Genomic DNA, 12,440 nt, shown 5'->3' on the forward strand with positions numbered 1-12,440 from the left:
AATATTGAAAATAAAAAATTAAACTTAAAAATTAAATGGAAAATTTAAAAATTAAAATCGGCATCGTAGATGATGACCTGCTTTTTGTACAACTTTTAAAAAATTACATCAATAATGATGAACGTTTTGAGGTGGTACTGACCTCAACAAGTGGTCAGCATTTTCTGAATGAAACAGACAATAATGCTTTGGACGTTTTGATATTAGACCTGAGAATGGCTAATGGTGACGGACTTGAAGTGATGTCTGCATTCGCCCAAAAAGAAGCTGACACCAAGATCATTGTCCTTTCCAGTTTTTACCGTCGCTCTTTTATGGGACAAATGCTGAAAATGGGAGCGCATGCTTTCCTGTCTAAAGAAATTGAGCTGGAAGAACTTTTAAATGTCATCCATTCGGTGTACCACAAAGGACATTATTTTTCTGATGAGCAGATCGATGTGATGCGGGGTCAGCTTTCCAATAAACTCCCTGAATTTCACGCCTACTCCAAGGATGACCTCACGGACAGGGAAGTTGATGTTCTCAAACTGGTTTGCCAGCAATTAAGCACAAAAGAAATTGCCGACGCTTTATTTATCTCACCCAAAACGGTGGAAACGCATAAAACCAATCTGATGATCAAAACCTGTGTGAAAAACATGGCCGGACTGGTGATCTATGCCGTTCAGAATAATATTGTGGACGCTAATGAAATTGTGCTGTTTGATAAGTAATAGCTGTAAAATAATTGATCAGTGATAATTGATAATGATCATTGATACTGAATAGAATACAAATTTTAATAAACCCGTAAAAAAGATTACTAAAACATAAACCTCTTTATTATGGAATTACAAATTTGTATTCTTTCTCAGTATTTATCTTTTTGAGGAGTTTAGCTTCAGGCCTTTTATGGATGTCATACCTATGATTTCAAAACCATGAAATTAATTTAAAGAGCAATTTACTATGGTGGATGCCATGAAATAATATTGCCGATAACTCATTACTCTGTATAGTCAAAAAAACTGGTCTTTTTAGTAAGATCCTCTACCGTATGCCTTATACGAGGTAGATTTTGAGATGCTCTGTATGCTGCTGCATTGGCTCTTGCCATGTCAGGAAACAACCTGCTTCCAAAAACCTGATTAAAAGAGGCAAAATTATTAAATCCACCCCCTTTGAGCTTAATGTATACATTACCATCTTTCTCAAAAAATTCGAGGTCTAAGTAGCCACCACTGAAAAAATGCCCTGGCTCTGCAAGATTTCGCATGGTCAAATCTTCATCATTATGGGTCGTTCTTACCTGTCCACCGATTATTGCTGTCGTCACCCCTTCATGAGTTCTTCTTCCCATCAGCTGTCCATCTCCGCCTCTCAAGGCACCGGGCACCGTTCGTCCAATAGAATTCTTTGAAAAATCATATACCGAACGTGCAGTAAGGTTATCGCTAACGGAACCTACCAGTACATTAAACTCAAAATCGTGTTCATTATAACAGAACTTCCAACCCAACCATCTTCCAAAAATGCGGAGAGGTTCCATTCCCAGGGATCCTACTCTTCCTTCCGGAGACACTATCTCATCCACAAAACGAAGTTGGGGAGCAAACTGTTCCAGTTTTAAGAAGTATTTATAATTAGGCTCATCACTATTCCAGTTGGCCCGGACATATTGAGATGACCGCAACAATAAAGGATACATTATATTTCTCATATCAATTTTATTTTAAGTTATTAAGATTTTGTAATGATTAAAAAAAATCAGGGAGAACCATAACGTCCCCCCTGACATGAAACCTAAAAAACACGCTTTTAACTAAGGATTTAATATTTTAGCGATAGAAACAGCATCTGCTACTGTATCCAGGCTGTAGATCTGGATCACTCCTTGTGTAGTGGCTGCCTGACCTAAAATATTTTGTTGGTTTTGTGTATTCACTGCATTTTCAAACATAATTCCTGTTGAATGTGCTGCTGTCTGATACACGTTGCTTAATGCCATTGCTGGAGATTCTGCTACCACTTTTACGTTGGTCTGGGTAACTGCGTCTGTGATTTGTTCGTTAACTGTTGCCATAATGATTATTGTTTATTTGGGTTAAAAAGCAACCGGATGCTCCGGCTGCAAAGATTATTTTTTACTGTTGCCCGTTTTTAAGGATTCAGTATTTTAGCAATAGAAACAGCATCTGCTACTGTATCCAGGCTATAGATCTGCGTAACACCTTGTGTAGTCGCTGCCTGAGTTACAATGTTTTGCTGATTTTGAGTGTTTACTGCATTTTCAAACATAATTCCTGTAGAATGTGCTGCTGTCTGATATACATTGCTTAAAGCCATTGCTGGAGATTCTGCTACCACTTTTACGTTCGACTGGGTAACTGCGTCTGTGATTTGTTCATTAACTGTTGCCATAATGATTATTAGTTATTTAGATTAAAAACAACCAGATGCTCCGGTTGCCGGGTTATTTTTCTGCGCTTCGCAAAAAAGATTTTTATGGTTTTAAAATTTTTGCCATCGAAACAGCGTCTGCTATTGTATCAAGACTATAGATCTGCGAAATCCCTTGAGTCGTCGCTGCCTGAGTTACAATATTTTGCTGATTTTGAGTGTTCACCGCATTTTCAAACATAATTCCTGTTGAATGCGCTGCTGACTGATACACGTTGCTGATCGCCATTGCAGGAGATTCACCTACTACTTTTACGTTCGACTGTGTTACTGCGTCTGTAATTTGTTCGTTAACTTTTGCCATAATGATTATTGTTTATTGGGTTTAGAAACAACTGGTTTTTCCAGCTGTAAGAATTGTTTTTCCGCTTAGCAGAAAGGTTTTTAAGGTTTCAATATTTTAGCCATAGCAATTCCATCCGCAATGGTATCTTTGCTGTAGATCTGCGTAATACCTTGTGTAGTCGCCGCCTGAGTAAGGATGTTTTGTTGGTTTTGATTATTTACCGCATTTTCAAACATAATGCCTGTAGAATGTGCTGCTGTCTGATACACGTTACTTAAAGCCATTGCAGGAGATTCTGCTACCACCTTTACGTTCGACTGCGTTACTGCGTCTGTAATCTGTTCGTTAACTGTTGCCATAATGATTATTGTTTATTGGGGTTAAAAAACAACCGGATTCTCCGGTTGCTCGGATTATTTTCTGCTGTTAACAGGAAGGTCTTAAGGTTTCAGTATTTTAGCAATAGAAACAGCATCTGCTACTGTGTCCATACTGTAGATCTGAGTGATCCCCTGTGTAGTCGCTGCCTGACCCAGGATGTTTTGTTGGTTTTGGTTATTTACCGCATTTTCAAACATGATCCCTGTTGAATGTGCTGCTGTCTGATACACGTTACTCAAAGCCATTGCAGGAGATTCTGCTACCACTTTTACGTTGGACTGCGTTACTGCGTCTGTAATTTGTTCGTTAACTGTTGCCATAATGATTAATTGTTTTTTTTGAGATTGACTCTCGATTAAGAAATTATTTGATTTAAACTAGTTTTATATGGTATTTAACCTCATCGCAGATAATTCGAATGCAACAGATTTCAAAGCATTGATAAAAACTACTAACTGAGGATTGGATATATGGATGACTTCTGTACAATGGTTGAAATCACGATCCGTAAAATCTGCGAGAGTTTAAAATGATGTATTTGATGAACTTCAGCGATCATAGCTGAGGCTAAAGAAAAGGATGCGGTTCCTTCTTTTCTTCTACGGTAGACTGCTGTACATAATATACACTTTGAGCTGAGATTGCATTTCCACATGATTGCCCGTTTTGGGAATCTACAGCATTAAAAAAACCGGTGCAGGATGAAAATTTTGACCTAATATATGTTGAGGGGCACCGGCTTCTATTCTACAGAGAAGAAAACCGCATCCGTAATTATTTCTTACTGAAGGTTAAAGACCCTTTTTTAGCATGGCTAATTCCTTGAGCAATTTTCCGGAATGCATCTTTTTAATTCCCATAACCGTATTGCTTATTCCCAATATGCCGTTTTGCTGTTGATGTACTGCAGAATTCATATGCATTAATCCTGTTGATTGTGCACTGACCTGCGAAGAAATAGCACTCGTTACCGAGGTGGACATTCCTAAAACTATCGTATTGATATCGCTCATAATAATTGTTATTTTTGTGATTAGATGTATTATTTCCGCATATTAGCGAGTCGCATTTGCAGCTTGTTCATTCTTTCCGCCACCTTGAATTCTTTCTCTTTTATTTTTTCCTTAGACGTTTCCTGAAGCTTTTTCAATTGCTCTTCGTAATTCATCGTTGGCAGATTGGTGGTTGCAGATGCCTGATAGGCTTGCTGCTGTTTAACAGCTTCTTCCAGCTTTTCCAGTAAGGGAGCCAATGATTTTAATGTCTCTTTGGTCGCTTTATCTTTGATATAATTAATGATTTCATCTTCATGACTGAGAACAAAAGGCATTACATCTTCCACCACTTCAGGTTCTATCACCTCTACAACAATAGATGGTGCAGGGACAGAGGGGCGAGCCCTATGATTGATTCGTCTTCGCATAGGTTTTAATTTTTAGTGATTGTTGATAAAGGTGGTTCTCCGCAGAATGCACTTCTAGAGCAGATAGCCTATGAAAGCTCCTGCAGCAGTCCAGTCCCTGTTGAGATTCTGAATAACATTGCTTCCAATAATTTCTAAAGCAATACTTCCTGCAATCGCATTCGCCGACATCATTTGCTTCAACTGTTCCGGAGGAAGCGTTAAGATATACTCATCCGGGATTAAAGGTGATCTGCCAGGATTTGCTGGATTTTCATTGATTACAATATCCAGAATTTCCTGAAAATAATGGGCAATTAATTTAGATCCCTGAAATTCTAATTCTCTTTTCAATTCTATAATCTCATCCGGAGTCACCAGGTCGGAAATCGCACTTACATCAACATCGTGAACCGCATATAAGGCTTCACCTGTATTGGATGCAGTAATGGTAATATCTGTTTTGAGTACACATTTCGATTTTTCCAGATTTACTGTAAGCAGCTTTGATTCCGTTTCGGGCTCTGCAATATCTGAGAGGGTACTCAGTGGAAGAATTCTTACGTTGCATAGAAAAGTGTGATGCTCTTCGAGCTTGATCATGATCACAGCTATTCCCGTAGATTTGTCTTTCGGCTCTATCACAAATGACTGATAACTATTAGACCTTCTCCCTTTGGTACAGATCACCTGTCTTAAAATAGGTTGTATATTGATACTTGATGTTCCCAGACTAAATACCGCACGGTCATTGTTATTTTCCAGTTTCTTAACACTGAAATAGGCATTGTCATTGGTTCTTGTCAGATAAATACTTTCGTTCAATTCTTTTAGGGAACGTAAGTTTAAAATTTTGGCAGGTTTAATTTCGCTTGAATAATTCATCTCTTATTTTTTTAAGTTTATCGATTAGTTTTGTTGTTATCGTTTTCTTGGTATGTTCACTTATATGTTGTTCTACAGGAACCACCGCTTCTTTAATCTCAGGTTTTACAAGGGGTTGGGTTAATTTTACAGATTTAAGCACAATTCCATCCCCATGGTCAGCCGCGGTTACATTTTTTCTCATACTATCTTTCTGTGATGAGGTTTCTTCCGTAACCGGTAGGGTCAATCGTTTTTTTTTTCCATATCCTCCTCTTCAGCGGAAACATCTGTAAAAGAGGGCGGACTCTGGATCATGCCGGGCATCGGTGAAGCACTGCCATTAAAGATCGCACCGGAAATTTTCGTTTTTGCTTCAGCATAATCACTTACTATCTTAAATAAGTCCTTCATGATTTCATTTCCGTTTCCTCCCATTGGATCCTGGGCAGAAGCCCCTTCAGCCTTCGCTCCGACACCTCCCGTTGGTGGAAAATAATTTCCATAGGTTAAGAAATTATGAGCTAATTTGCTTAATGCGACTAAACCCACCTGTTCAAATCCTTTTAAAAAGGACTGTAAATCCTGAACCATCATTCCGGTAGACTGATCAATCATAATTTTCGCAGCTCCGGTCATGGGATCGGCCTTCGGCGGCGATAGTACTTCGGTGTTCACAAACACTACCGCTTTCTCTGCCGGAGTGGTAGGATTGGCTTCCTGTTTCTCAATGTTGTTCTCATCCATCGTTGTAAGGTTTTAGATTATCCTTTTAAAATCTTAATGGCATCTGCAACAATCGCAGGGTTAAGCTGATTCAAGTTTTGCTGATTCGTCACCGAATTCTGAATGGAAATCCCACTTGCATGGGTGGCCATCTGATAAAGCATACTCATGGCCTGTGCCGGAGACTCACCAAGCACGGTAACATTAGTCTGCGTAACTGCATCTGTAGTCTGATTGTTTACTGTATCTGCCATATTTTTTGTTTAAATGGTTATTTTAGTTTTAGTTTTTTCTGACATTCTCTAAGATTTCTCCCATCTCAATTCAATCTTTTATTTTATATTGTGATTGTAATCGCAAGTGCATCGTTACTTTCTCTCTTTTGTCTGTTACAAATGTCTTAAACTAAAACAAGTCAACACTCGGGGAAAAAACTGATTTTCAAAAACTAGGGAATTCTCCTAAAGGTGAAATGAATGGTAAAATAAAGAAGCGCTCATAAACTTGGATCTCCCTCTGGGTGGGCTTTTGCTGAAAAAAGCACCTCATAAAAAAAGACCATCAATCCCTAAATTGACGGTCTTTTTATTCTTTTATTTACAAAATAACGAGCATAACATACTGTAAAACAGTTTAATAATGTTTTTATACATTCAAAATACAGATTTTATTTTAAAAAATATGCCCTTCAAAATAAGATTTTCATCCTCCAAATAAAAAATTTTTTTCTCATAAACATCGTATTAACCAAGCAGATACCACATTTATTTTTTTATTTATTAAAAAAATAAAATTTAACATATTAAATATAAAATAATCTTATTATTTTTGTTGAATAAACAAAAAATTTGGATAAATTAATACTAATTTCATGATTGTAACAAATAAACAAAAAATTGTCTTTAAGATGAGGCTTCTTTTGACACTTTTGATACTGAATATCTTCTTAATGATAGCAGGATATGTCTTAAGGTCATTGATCCATGAAGATTTACAATTACCTTTATTGGGTGCCTCACTTGTATTTCTGTTACTGATCATAAGCCGTATCATCCGTTTAAGGGTATTTCATTTTGAAAATACGGGAGCTGTATTTTCAATTAAATCCTACCATCCTGTAAAAAGAGGGATTATATTTCCATCGGTAGATTATCCTGTTAATCGATTACGGGCTTTTAAGATCGAAAAGTCTCTTATGGCAAAGAATATCGTTGTCGAGGTGAACACCCAGCAAAAAGAAAATCCACTCAGAGTAAAGCTTAAAGCTTCAAACATCACTGATAAAGACTATATGCGTATGATCAATTCCTTTACTTAATATTATTTATTTTAAACCACTGATATTTATTTAAATAGAAGTGGTTATTTAATTTTACACCCTTTTTTCGTAAGTTAGCCTCCATAAGAGCACTTCCATTTCAGTGATTATTGAATATGCATAAAGAGTGAAATATAAAGTAATATTTCCACGTGTATTAATTTCCTTACCCATAATTCTGTTTATGGGTTGCAGCACCTCGGGTAACTTTGTCAGATATTCGAGAAGTTATGTTGAGGTTGGAAAGATCATGGATTCGGTTCATCTACCCTATATTATTGATTTAGAACAAGGTGACAAGCACCTTATCGCGATGGGTGTTTCCCATACTTACAATGATAATGATCCTCAGATATCCGAAATAAAACAGACTTATCTTCAATTCAAGCCAGATATTACAATCAATGAAGGTGGGCAGATCACAAAGAAATTTGATTCTGAAAAAGAAGCTGTAGAGCAAAATGGAGAAGTAGGCTTGCTGAAATATTTAAGTGACATAGATCATAAACCATTAATAAATGGAGATATTGAGGACTCACTTGAATTTAAACTGATGTTAAAAAAATATTCAAAGGAAGATCTCCTACTCTACTATATCATGGAACGCCTCGTAATCCCACATCTAAATGGTGCTTATGGCAATAAGACAATTGAAGAGCTGTATACAAAAGCGATCCAAAAATGGTTTATTCAGGAAGGTTTTCCCGTTAATAAGGAATTACAAAACTTTGAAGGATATAAAAAATTGTATCAATCTAAAATGGGTCATCCTTTTCAATTGAGTATGAATCCTGATATTGAACTTTTTGACTATGTAAATCCAAACTGTACCTATTGTACAATAGGCAGAAACTCTAAAATACTCCGCGATTCTATATTACTGGAAAAAATCTCTTCTGAATTGAAAACACACGGTAAGGTGATGGTAGCATTCGGGCACGGTCATATCTTAGCCATTGAACCGGCTTTAAAAAAAATGATGAAAAAGTTATAATACTTCATCACTCAATTTCAACTTTCAACTTTCATTTTTACATTCTATTGTAACAGATCACCTTTTTATGATCAGGCTTTTATAAGAGTTCATTCACATTCGGGAAATATCGTCAACACAACGGGAAATGCAGGTACTTATAATAATAGGGCACAACGATACCTTTGCTCTACAATATAAATATCTAAACAGATGAAAATGAATAAATTAAAATCGAGCTGGTTGGTACTGGCTGCCATACCGTTTTTTTTATTGTCGTGCGACGACAATGATGATAATCCTATGGAAACCGGAATGCCGTCAACGATTACCATAGAAAATGTACTCGACTCTAAGCCTTTAGTGGAATCGGGCGTTTTTCAACACAACGGAGCTTCTCCTGTTATTATGCCTGGAGAATCTACTTCTTTTCAGTTTTCTGCAGCAAAAGGACAGGCGATAAGCTTTGCAACCATGTACGGCTGGTCAAATGACCTTTTCTTCGCTCCTGAAAATCCGGGAATAAAATTATACCAGGATAATGGCACCCCTATTGAAGGTGATGTTTCTTCTCAGATCAAATTATGGGACAACGGAACAAGAATTAACCAGACTCCGGGATCTACAGTAATGCATCCTGGAACAGCAGAAACAACGGCTCAGAATATCACTGAAGTATCGGGAACTGATGCGCAAGGTCATACCTATGCAGCTGCCTCATCATTAATGAAAGTAAATCTGCATTACGAAGGCAATTCAATGTTTACCTTAACCATTACCAATACATCGGGTAATACCTCTAATCCAACCCCCTTCAGTCCGGGAGTATGGGCTATTTCATATATTGCAGGTGGGAATCTTCTTAATCCAGCGCCTCTTTATAAAAAAGGAAGCCCTTCTGTTAACGGTTTGACCAAAATTGCTGAAGCCGGTGATCCTATGGATCTGGGAAATTATATCAAAGGACAAACAGGAATTTTCACTCCACTTTCTCCAATACTGGTGGTCGTTTACAATGGAATCGATAACCCGATTTATAAAACCGGAGAAAATGACAAAGGACAGGGATTAAAAGAACTGGCTCAAAAAGGAGATGCCAGTATATTAGCGGAATATTTAAAGAAAGTTCAGGGAGTTAAACAGGTTTATGTTCTTCCGGCAGCAGGTTCTACGGTATTACTACCAAAAATTGCAGGCCAGTCCGGAGGTAAAGTTTCCCAACAGCTTAATGTAACACCTGGTGATAAAATTGCCATTGCCACCATGTATGGTTTCTCCAATGACTGGTTTTTTGCAACAAAAGGAAGTGGTATAGATGCAACTCAGAAAGGAGATATTTCATCTTCAATCGCTCTATACGATAACGGAACAGCACTTAATCAGTTTCCCGGTGCCGGAATCACTCAATTTAATTTAGCAGGTACGCCATTAACGGAAAGTAAACCTATACAAGAGGTTCCAAACCCAAATGCATTTACCACATTGCCTGCTATTTCAAATATAATAAAGGTAAATCTTCAGTAAACGAAACTGATTATTAATAAAAGATACCTAACAATTGGACATTCAAAAAGTGTCCAATTTTCTCCTAATAAATTGTAAAAATTTAATTCAGATGAAAAATCCAATACGACAAATAAAAACAACCGGCATAGTTGCTTCATTATTCTTTCTGATGCTCACTTCATTGCATGTTCAGGCACAACAAAAAGCGGCTAAAAACATGATACAAAAAGAGGAAATCAGTTTCAAAAACAGCAGCTGGAAGGAAGTAACTGCTGAGGCAATGAAAAGTGGCAAATATATCTTTGTCGATGCCTACACGAGTTGGTGTGGTCCCTGTAAATTATTAAAGTCAACAACCTTTAAAGATAAAACCGCTGCAGCATATTTTAATAAGAACTTCATTAATTATACCGTAGATATGGAAAAAGGAGAAGGTATTCCGCTTGCTAAAGAATGGATGATCAACTCCTACCCTTCCTTGATTTTCTTTAAACCAGATGGTAAGATGGCATTAAAGCAGATAGGATATGTAGACGGTAAAAATCTGATTGAACTGGGACAACAGGCGATCGCAAAAAAATAGTTAATTTTAAGTCATCGGTATGACAGTTTAAATAATTTACCAAAGGAAAAAAATGATCCGGAAATACGAAGAAAAATCAACCCTCGCCCGTTTTATCATGCATATAAACAATGAGGATCTAAAAGGGATTGGATTACGGAATGGCATACCGGTTCCGATAAATACTTTTGTGTACAATAAAGGTGAAGCGCAAACGGTAACCATAGATGAAATCGAGTATACCATGCCCGAAGCTTCTATATTACCATTAGTTGCCAGTCTTCATTTTGTTTTTGAACATCCGGATCAACTTATCGCATGGCAGTTTAATCGCGAATTTTATTGCATTGTAGACCATGATACGGAAGTTGGATGCGTTGGTTTTCTATTTTATGGAATACAGCACCCAATGTTTATTAAACTGGGTACAGTAGAGAAAAAGGCAATGATCCAGCTTGAAAAATTATTTCATGATGAATGGAAATCGAGTGATAATTTTCAGGGAGAAATGCTGCGAACACTACTTAAACAGCTTATCATTAAAACAACACGTATCGCAAAACAGCAATGTGAGAGCTATCAGCAGTTTCCTGATGAAAAAATGGATATTGTAAGAAAATTCATGTTGGTTCTTGAGGGAAACTTTAAGAATGAACATGGTGTTAATTTCTATGCAGCTGCACTCAATAAATCTCCAAAAACACTGAGTAATATTTTTGCTATTCTAAAACAACCTGCTCCATCAAAAGTGATACAAAGCAGAATTATTTTAGAGGCGAAACGTTATCTCCATTATTCGGATAAATCGGTAAAAGAAATCGCCTATGAACTTGGATTTGAAAGCTCGGCTCATTTTAGTCGGTTTTTTAAAATGTATTCCGGAACCAATGCTTCGGAGTTTAGAAGCTCATCAATGACCTTACCCACAAAAATTAATCCTTAAATTAATTTTACAACTTTACGTCTTTCCTTTTATCATATAATTCTGAAAAATGTCTATACTATAAGTATAGTATAACTATAGAAAAACAGTCTCCAGAGGTATGCTGTCTATAAAAATCACCCTTCAGTATGCAGCAGAACTGGAATTCAAAAAAGAAATTCCCGGCAGCATAATATTAAATTCAAATAATTAATATTCAGATAATTATAATTCATAAGTATTTCTACGGACCATCTTATTTGGTTATTTCTACTCTAAAATTCACTTCTTTTTGTTTGTTACTTTGAATTGTTCAATCAGAGTAAAACACAGGCCAAGTCAAAAAAGCCTTTTCATAAAAGAATAACAATTAACCAAAAAAACAAAACCATGGACACTATTGAAATTATCAAAACCGGAGTGGGTTTCAGCGACCCTTTTGAACCTATTGTTTCAGATCTAAAAGGAGAAGCAAAAGAATCGTATTCAATCGAAGTATCAGGACAGGGACAGCTTACAGGACTTTCCTATACCATTCCTGCACACACTGAAGGAAGAATCACAGCAACGCTTCAGATATCTGCTTTATCAAGTCAGGATGTAAAAGATCTTAATAACCTGGCACTGGGTATGCTGGAAGCATCTTACCAAGAAGAAGTTAAAGAATATGAGAAAACATCGGCCAGTGCCAACCTATCCGTTTGGACCTGGTTCTTTGGCGGTGGTGGTGCTTCTGCTTCTTATGAAAAAACAAAGGATTCAATGAAATCTAAAGGCCTTACTGAAGCGCAGATCACTACTTTAATGAATGCATTCCTTGAAAAGGCAAAAAACATGTCATCAGTAAAAATTGACTTCTATGTTAATAATTCTGCGAATGACTATTCTGTTTCTGGAGACCTTTATTTATATACCGTTTCAGGATCTATCAGCACTGAAAAAGGAACATCACAATACCGTATGTTAGCTGATCAGGCTTCAGCCGGCGGTCCGCCTCCATCAGGTGGTGGGGCTCCTTCTTCAGGAACGATCAAACTGAACTAACACTCACTTTTAGT

19 protein-coding genes are annotated in these 12,440 nt (G+C 37.0%); 7 read left to right on the plus strand and 12 right to left on the minus strand.

Going from position 1 to position 12,440, the window contains the following annotated elements:
* Window positions 1-35: 35 nt before the first annotated feature.
* Window positions 36-716, plus strand: coding sequence for a response regulator transcription factor (locus tag NG806_RS08825; protein ID WP_261512748.1), 681 nt, complete (start codon window positions 36-38; stop codon window positions 714-716).
* 272 nt (window positions 717-988) lie between these two features.
* Here NG806_RS08825 and NG806_RS08830 read toward each other — a convergent pair whose 3' ends face one another.
* The 12 genes from NG806_RS08830 to NG806_RS08885 form a co-directional block, all read right to left on the minus strand.
* Window positions 989-1,702 (minus strand): hypothetical protein, encoded by a 714-nt coding sequence (locus tag NG806_RS08830; protein ID WP_214826231.1) that lies wholly within the window; start codon window positions 1,700-1,702, stop codon window positions 989-991.
* 102 nt (window positions 1,703-1,804) lie between these two features.
* The gene (locus NG806_RS08835) at window positions 1,805-2,065 is read right to left on the minus strand and encodes a RebB family R body protein (protein ID WP_251040490.1); all 261 of its coding nucleotides are present in this window, start codon (window positions 2,063-2,065) and stop codon (window positions 1,805-1,807) included.
* Window positions 2,066-2,142: 77 nt separating this feature from the next.
* Complete coding sequence (locus tag NG806_RS08840) at window positions 2,143-2,403, minus strand: RebB family R body protein (RefSeq protein WP_251040491.1); 261 nt, start codon at window positions 2,401-2,403, stop codon at window positions 2,143-2,145.
* A gap of 82 nt (window positions 2,404-2,485) precedes the next feature.
* Window positions 2,486-2,746 carry a RebB family R body protein gene (locus NG806_RS08845; protein ID WP_214826232.1) on the minus strand — a complete coding sequence of 87 codons (261 nt, stop codon included), beginning with the start codon at window positions 2,744-2,746 and terminating at the stop codon, window positions 2,486-2,488.
* A gap of 80 nt (window positions 2,747-2,826) precedes the next feature.
* On the minus strand, window positions 2,827-3,087 hold the full coding sequence (locus tag NG806_RS08850; protein ID WP_251040492.1) for a RebB family R body protein: 261 nt from the start codon (window positions 3,085-3,087) through the stop codon (window positions 2,827-2,829).
* Window positions 3,088-3,168: 81 nt separating this feature from the next.
* A complete protein-coding gene (locus NG806_RS08855) occupies window positions 3,169-3,429 on the minus strand; it encodes a RebB family R body protein (protein ID WP_251040493.1) in 261 nt (86 codons plus the stop codon).
* A gap of 471 nt (window positions 3,430-3,900) precedes the next feature.
* A complete protein-coding gene (locus NG806_RS08860) occupies window positions 3,901-4,122 on the minus strand; it encodes a RebB family R body protein (RefSeq protein ID WP_214826233.1) in 222 nt (73 codons plus the stop codon).
* Window positions 4,123-4,151: 29 nt separating this feature from the next.
* Window positions 4,152-4,532 carry a hypothetical protein gene (locus NG806_RS08865; RefSeq protein ID WP_261512749.1) on the minus strand — a complete coding sequence of 127 codons (381 nt, stop codon included), beginning with the start codon at window positions 4,530-4,532 and terminating at the stop codon, window positions 4,152-4,154.
* A gap of 54 nt (window positions 4,533-4,586) precedes the next feature.
* On the minus strand, window positions 4,587-5,396 hold the full coding sequence (locus tag NG806_RS08870) for a hypothetical protein (RefSeq protein ID WP_214826236.1): 810 nt from the start codon (window positions 5,394-5,396) through the stop codon (window positions 4,587-4,589).
* Window positions 5,374-5,625, minus strand: coding sequence for a hypothetical protein (locus tag NG806_RS08875; protein WP_214826238.1), 252 nt, complete (start codon window positions 5,623-5,625; stop codon window positions 5,374-5,376). Before NG806_RS08875 ends, NG806_RS08870 begins: the two co-directional genes overlap by 23 nt.
* A complete protein-coding gene (locus tag NG806_RS08880) occupies window positions 5,622-6,122 on the minus strand; it encodes a hypothetical protein (protein WP_261512750.1) in 501 nt (166 codons plus the stop codon). The genes NG806_RS08875 and NG806_RS08880 overlap by 4 nt, the downstream gene beginning before the upstream one ends.
* Window positions 6,123-6,139: 17 nt before the next feature.
* Window positions 6,140-6,355 carry a RebB family R body protein gene (locus NG806_RS08885; protein WP_047400697.1) on the minus strand — a complete coding sequence of 72 codons (216 nt, stop codon included), beginning with the start codon at window positions 6,353-6,355 and terminating at the stop codon, window positions 6,140-6,142.
* A 617-nt stretch (window positions 6,356-6,972) separates the two neighbouring features.
* Here NG806_RS08885 and NG806_RS08890 point away from each other — a divergent pair.
* From NG806_RS08890 to NG806_RS08915, 6 genes are all read left to right on the plus strand, one after another.
* Entirely contained in the window at window positions 6,973-7,419 is a 447-nt protein-coding gene (locus tag NG806_RS08890) for a hypothetical protein (protein WP_261512751.1), read from the plus strand.
* Window positions 7,420-7,603: 184 nt separating this feature from the next.
* A complete protein-coding gene (locus NG806_RS08895) occupies window positions 7,604-8,413 on the plus strand; it encodes a hypothetical protein (protein ID WP_261512752.1) in 810 nt (269 codons plus the stop codon).
* Window positions 8,414-8,611: 198 nt separating this feature from the next.
* Window positions 8,612-9,916 (plus strand): spondin domain-containing protein, encoded by a 1,305-nt coding sequence (locus NG806_RS08900; RefSeq protein WP_261512753.1) that lies wholly within the window; start codon window positions 8,612-8,614, stop codon window positions 9,914-9,916.
* A gap of 91 nt (window positions 9,917-10,007) precedes the next feature.
* The gene (locus NG806_RS08905; protein WP_214833857.1) at window positions 10,008-10,481 is read left to right on the plus strand and encodes a thioredoxin family protein; all 474 of its coding nucleotides are present in this window, start codon (window positions 10,008-10,010) and stop codon (window positions 10,479-10,481) included.
* A gap of 52 nt (window positions 10,482-10,533) precedes the next feature.
* Complete coding sequence (locus tag NG806_RS08910; protein ID WP_261512755.1) at window positions 10,534-11,403, plus strand: helix-turn-helix transcriptional regulator; 870 nt, start codon at window positions 10,534-10,536, stop codon at window positions 11,401-11,403.
* 369 nt (window positions 11,404-11,772) lie between these two features.
* Window positions 11,773-12,426, plus strand: a complete 654-nt coding sequence (locus tag NG806_RS08915; protein ID WP_214833863.1) for a hypothetical protein — start codon at window positions 11,773-11,775, stop codon at window positions 12,424-12,426.
* The last annotated feature ends 14 nt before the right edge of the window (window positions 12,427-12,440 follow it).

The sequence above is a fragment of the Chryseobacterium paludis genome, from assembly GCF_025403485.1.
Taxonomy (GTDB): Bacteria; Bacteroidota; Bacteroidia; order Flavobacteriales; family Weeksellaceae; genus Chryseobacterium; species Chryseobacterium paludis.

Bases quoted from the DNA above. Each gene is read 5' to 3' on its own strand.
- NG806_RS08825 (WP_261512748.1), top strand. From the start codon at position 36: ATGGAAAATTTAAAAATTAAAATCGGCATCGTAGATGATGACCTGCTT.
- NG806_RS08830 (WP_214826231.1), bottom strand. From the start codon at position 1,702: ATGAGAAATATAATGTATCCTTTATTGTTGCGGTCATCTCAATATGTC.
- NG806_RS08835 (WP_251040490.1), bottom strand. From the start codon at position 2,065: ATGGCAACAGTTAACGAACAAATCACAGACGCAGTTACCCAGACCAAC.
- NG806_RS08840 (WP_251040491.1), bottom strand. From the start codon at position 2,403: ATGGCAACAGTTAATGAACAAATCACAGACGCAGTTACCCAGTCGAAC.
- NG806_RS08845 (WP_214826232.1), bottom strand. From the start codon at position 2,746: ATGGCAAAAGTTAACGAACAAATTACAGACGCAGTAACACAGTCGAAC.
- NG806_RS08850 (WP_251040492.1), bottom strand. From the start codon at position 3,087: ATGGCAACAGTTAACGAACAGATTACAGACGCAGTAACGCAGTCGAAC.
- NG806_RS08855 (WP_251040493.1), bottom strand. From the start codon at position 3,429: ATGGCAACAGTTAACGAACAAATTACAGACGCAGTAACGCAGTCCAAC.
- NG806_RS08860 (WP_214826233.1), bottom strand. From the start codon at position 4,122: ATGAGCGATATCAATACGATAGTTTTAGGAATGTCCACCTCGGTAACG.
- NG806_RS08865 (WP_261512749.1), bottom strand. From the start codon at position 4,532: ATGCGAAGACGAATCAATCATAGGGCTCGCCCCTCTGTCCCTGCACCA.
- NG806_RS08870 (WP_214826236.1), bottom strand. From the start codon at position 5,396: ATGAATTATTCAAGCGAAATTAAACCTGCCAAAATTTTAAACTTACGT.
- NG806_RS08880 (WP_261512750.1), bottom strand. From the start codon at position 6,122: ATGGATGAGAACAACATTGAGAAACAGGAAGCCAATCCTACCACTCCG.
- NG806_RS08885 (WP_047400697.1), bottom strand. From the start codon at position 6,355: ATGGCAGATACAGTAAACAATCAGACTACAGATGCAGTTACGCAGACT.
- NG806_RS08890 (WP_261512751.1), top strand. From the start codon at position 6,973: ATGATTGTAACAAATAAACAAAAAATTGTCTTTAAGATGAGGCTTCTT.
- NG806_RS08895 (WP_261512752.1), top strand. From the start codon at position 7,604: ATGGGTTGCAGCACCTCGGGTAACTTTGTCAGATATTCGAGAAGTTAT.
- NG806_RS08900 (WP_261512753.1), top strand. From the start codon at position 8,612: ATGAATAAATTAAAATCGAGCTGGTTGGTACTGGCTGCCATACCGTTT.
- NG806_RS08905 (WP_214833857.1), top strand. From the start codon at position 10,008: ATGAAAAATCCAATACGACAAATAAAAACAACCGGCATAGTTGCTTCA.
- NG806_RS08910 (WP_261512755.1), top strand. From the start codon at position 10,534: ATGATCCGGAAATACGAAGAAAAATCAACCCTCGCCCGTTTTATCATG.
- NG806_RS08915 (WP_214833863.1), top strand. From the start codon at position 11,773: ATGGACACTATTGAAATTATCAAAACCGGAGTGGGTTTCAGCGACCCT.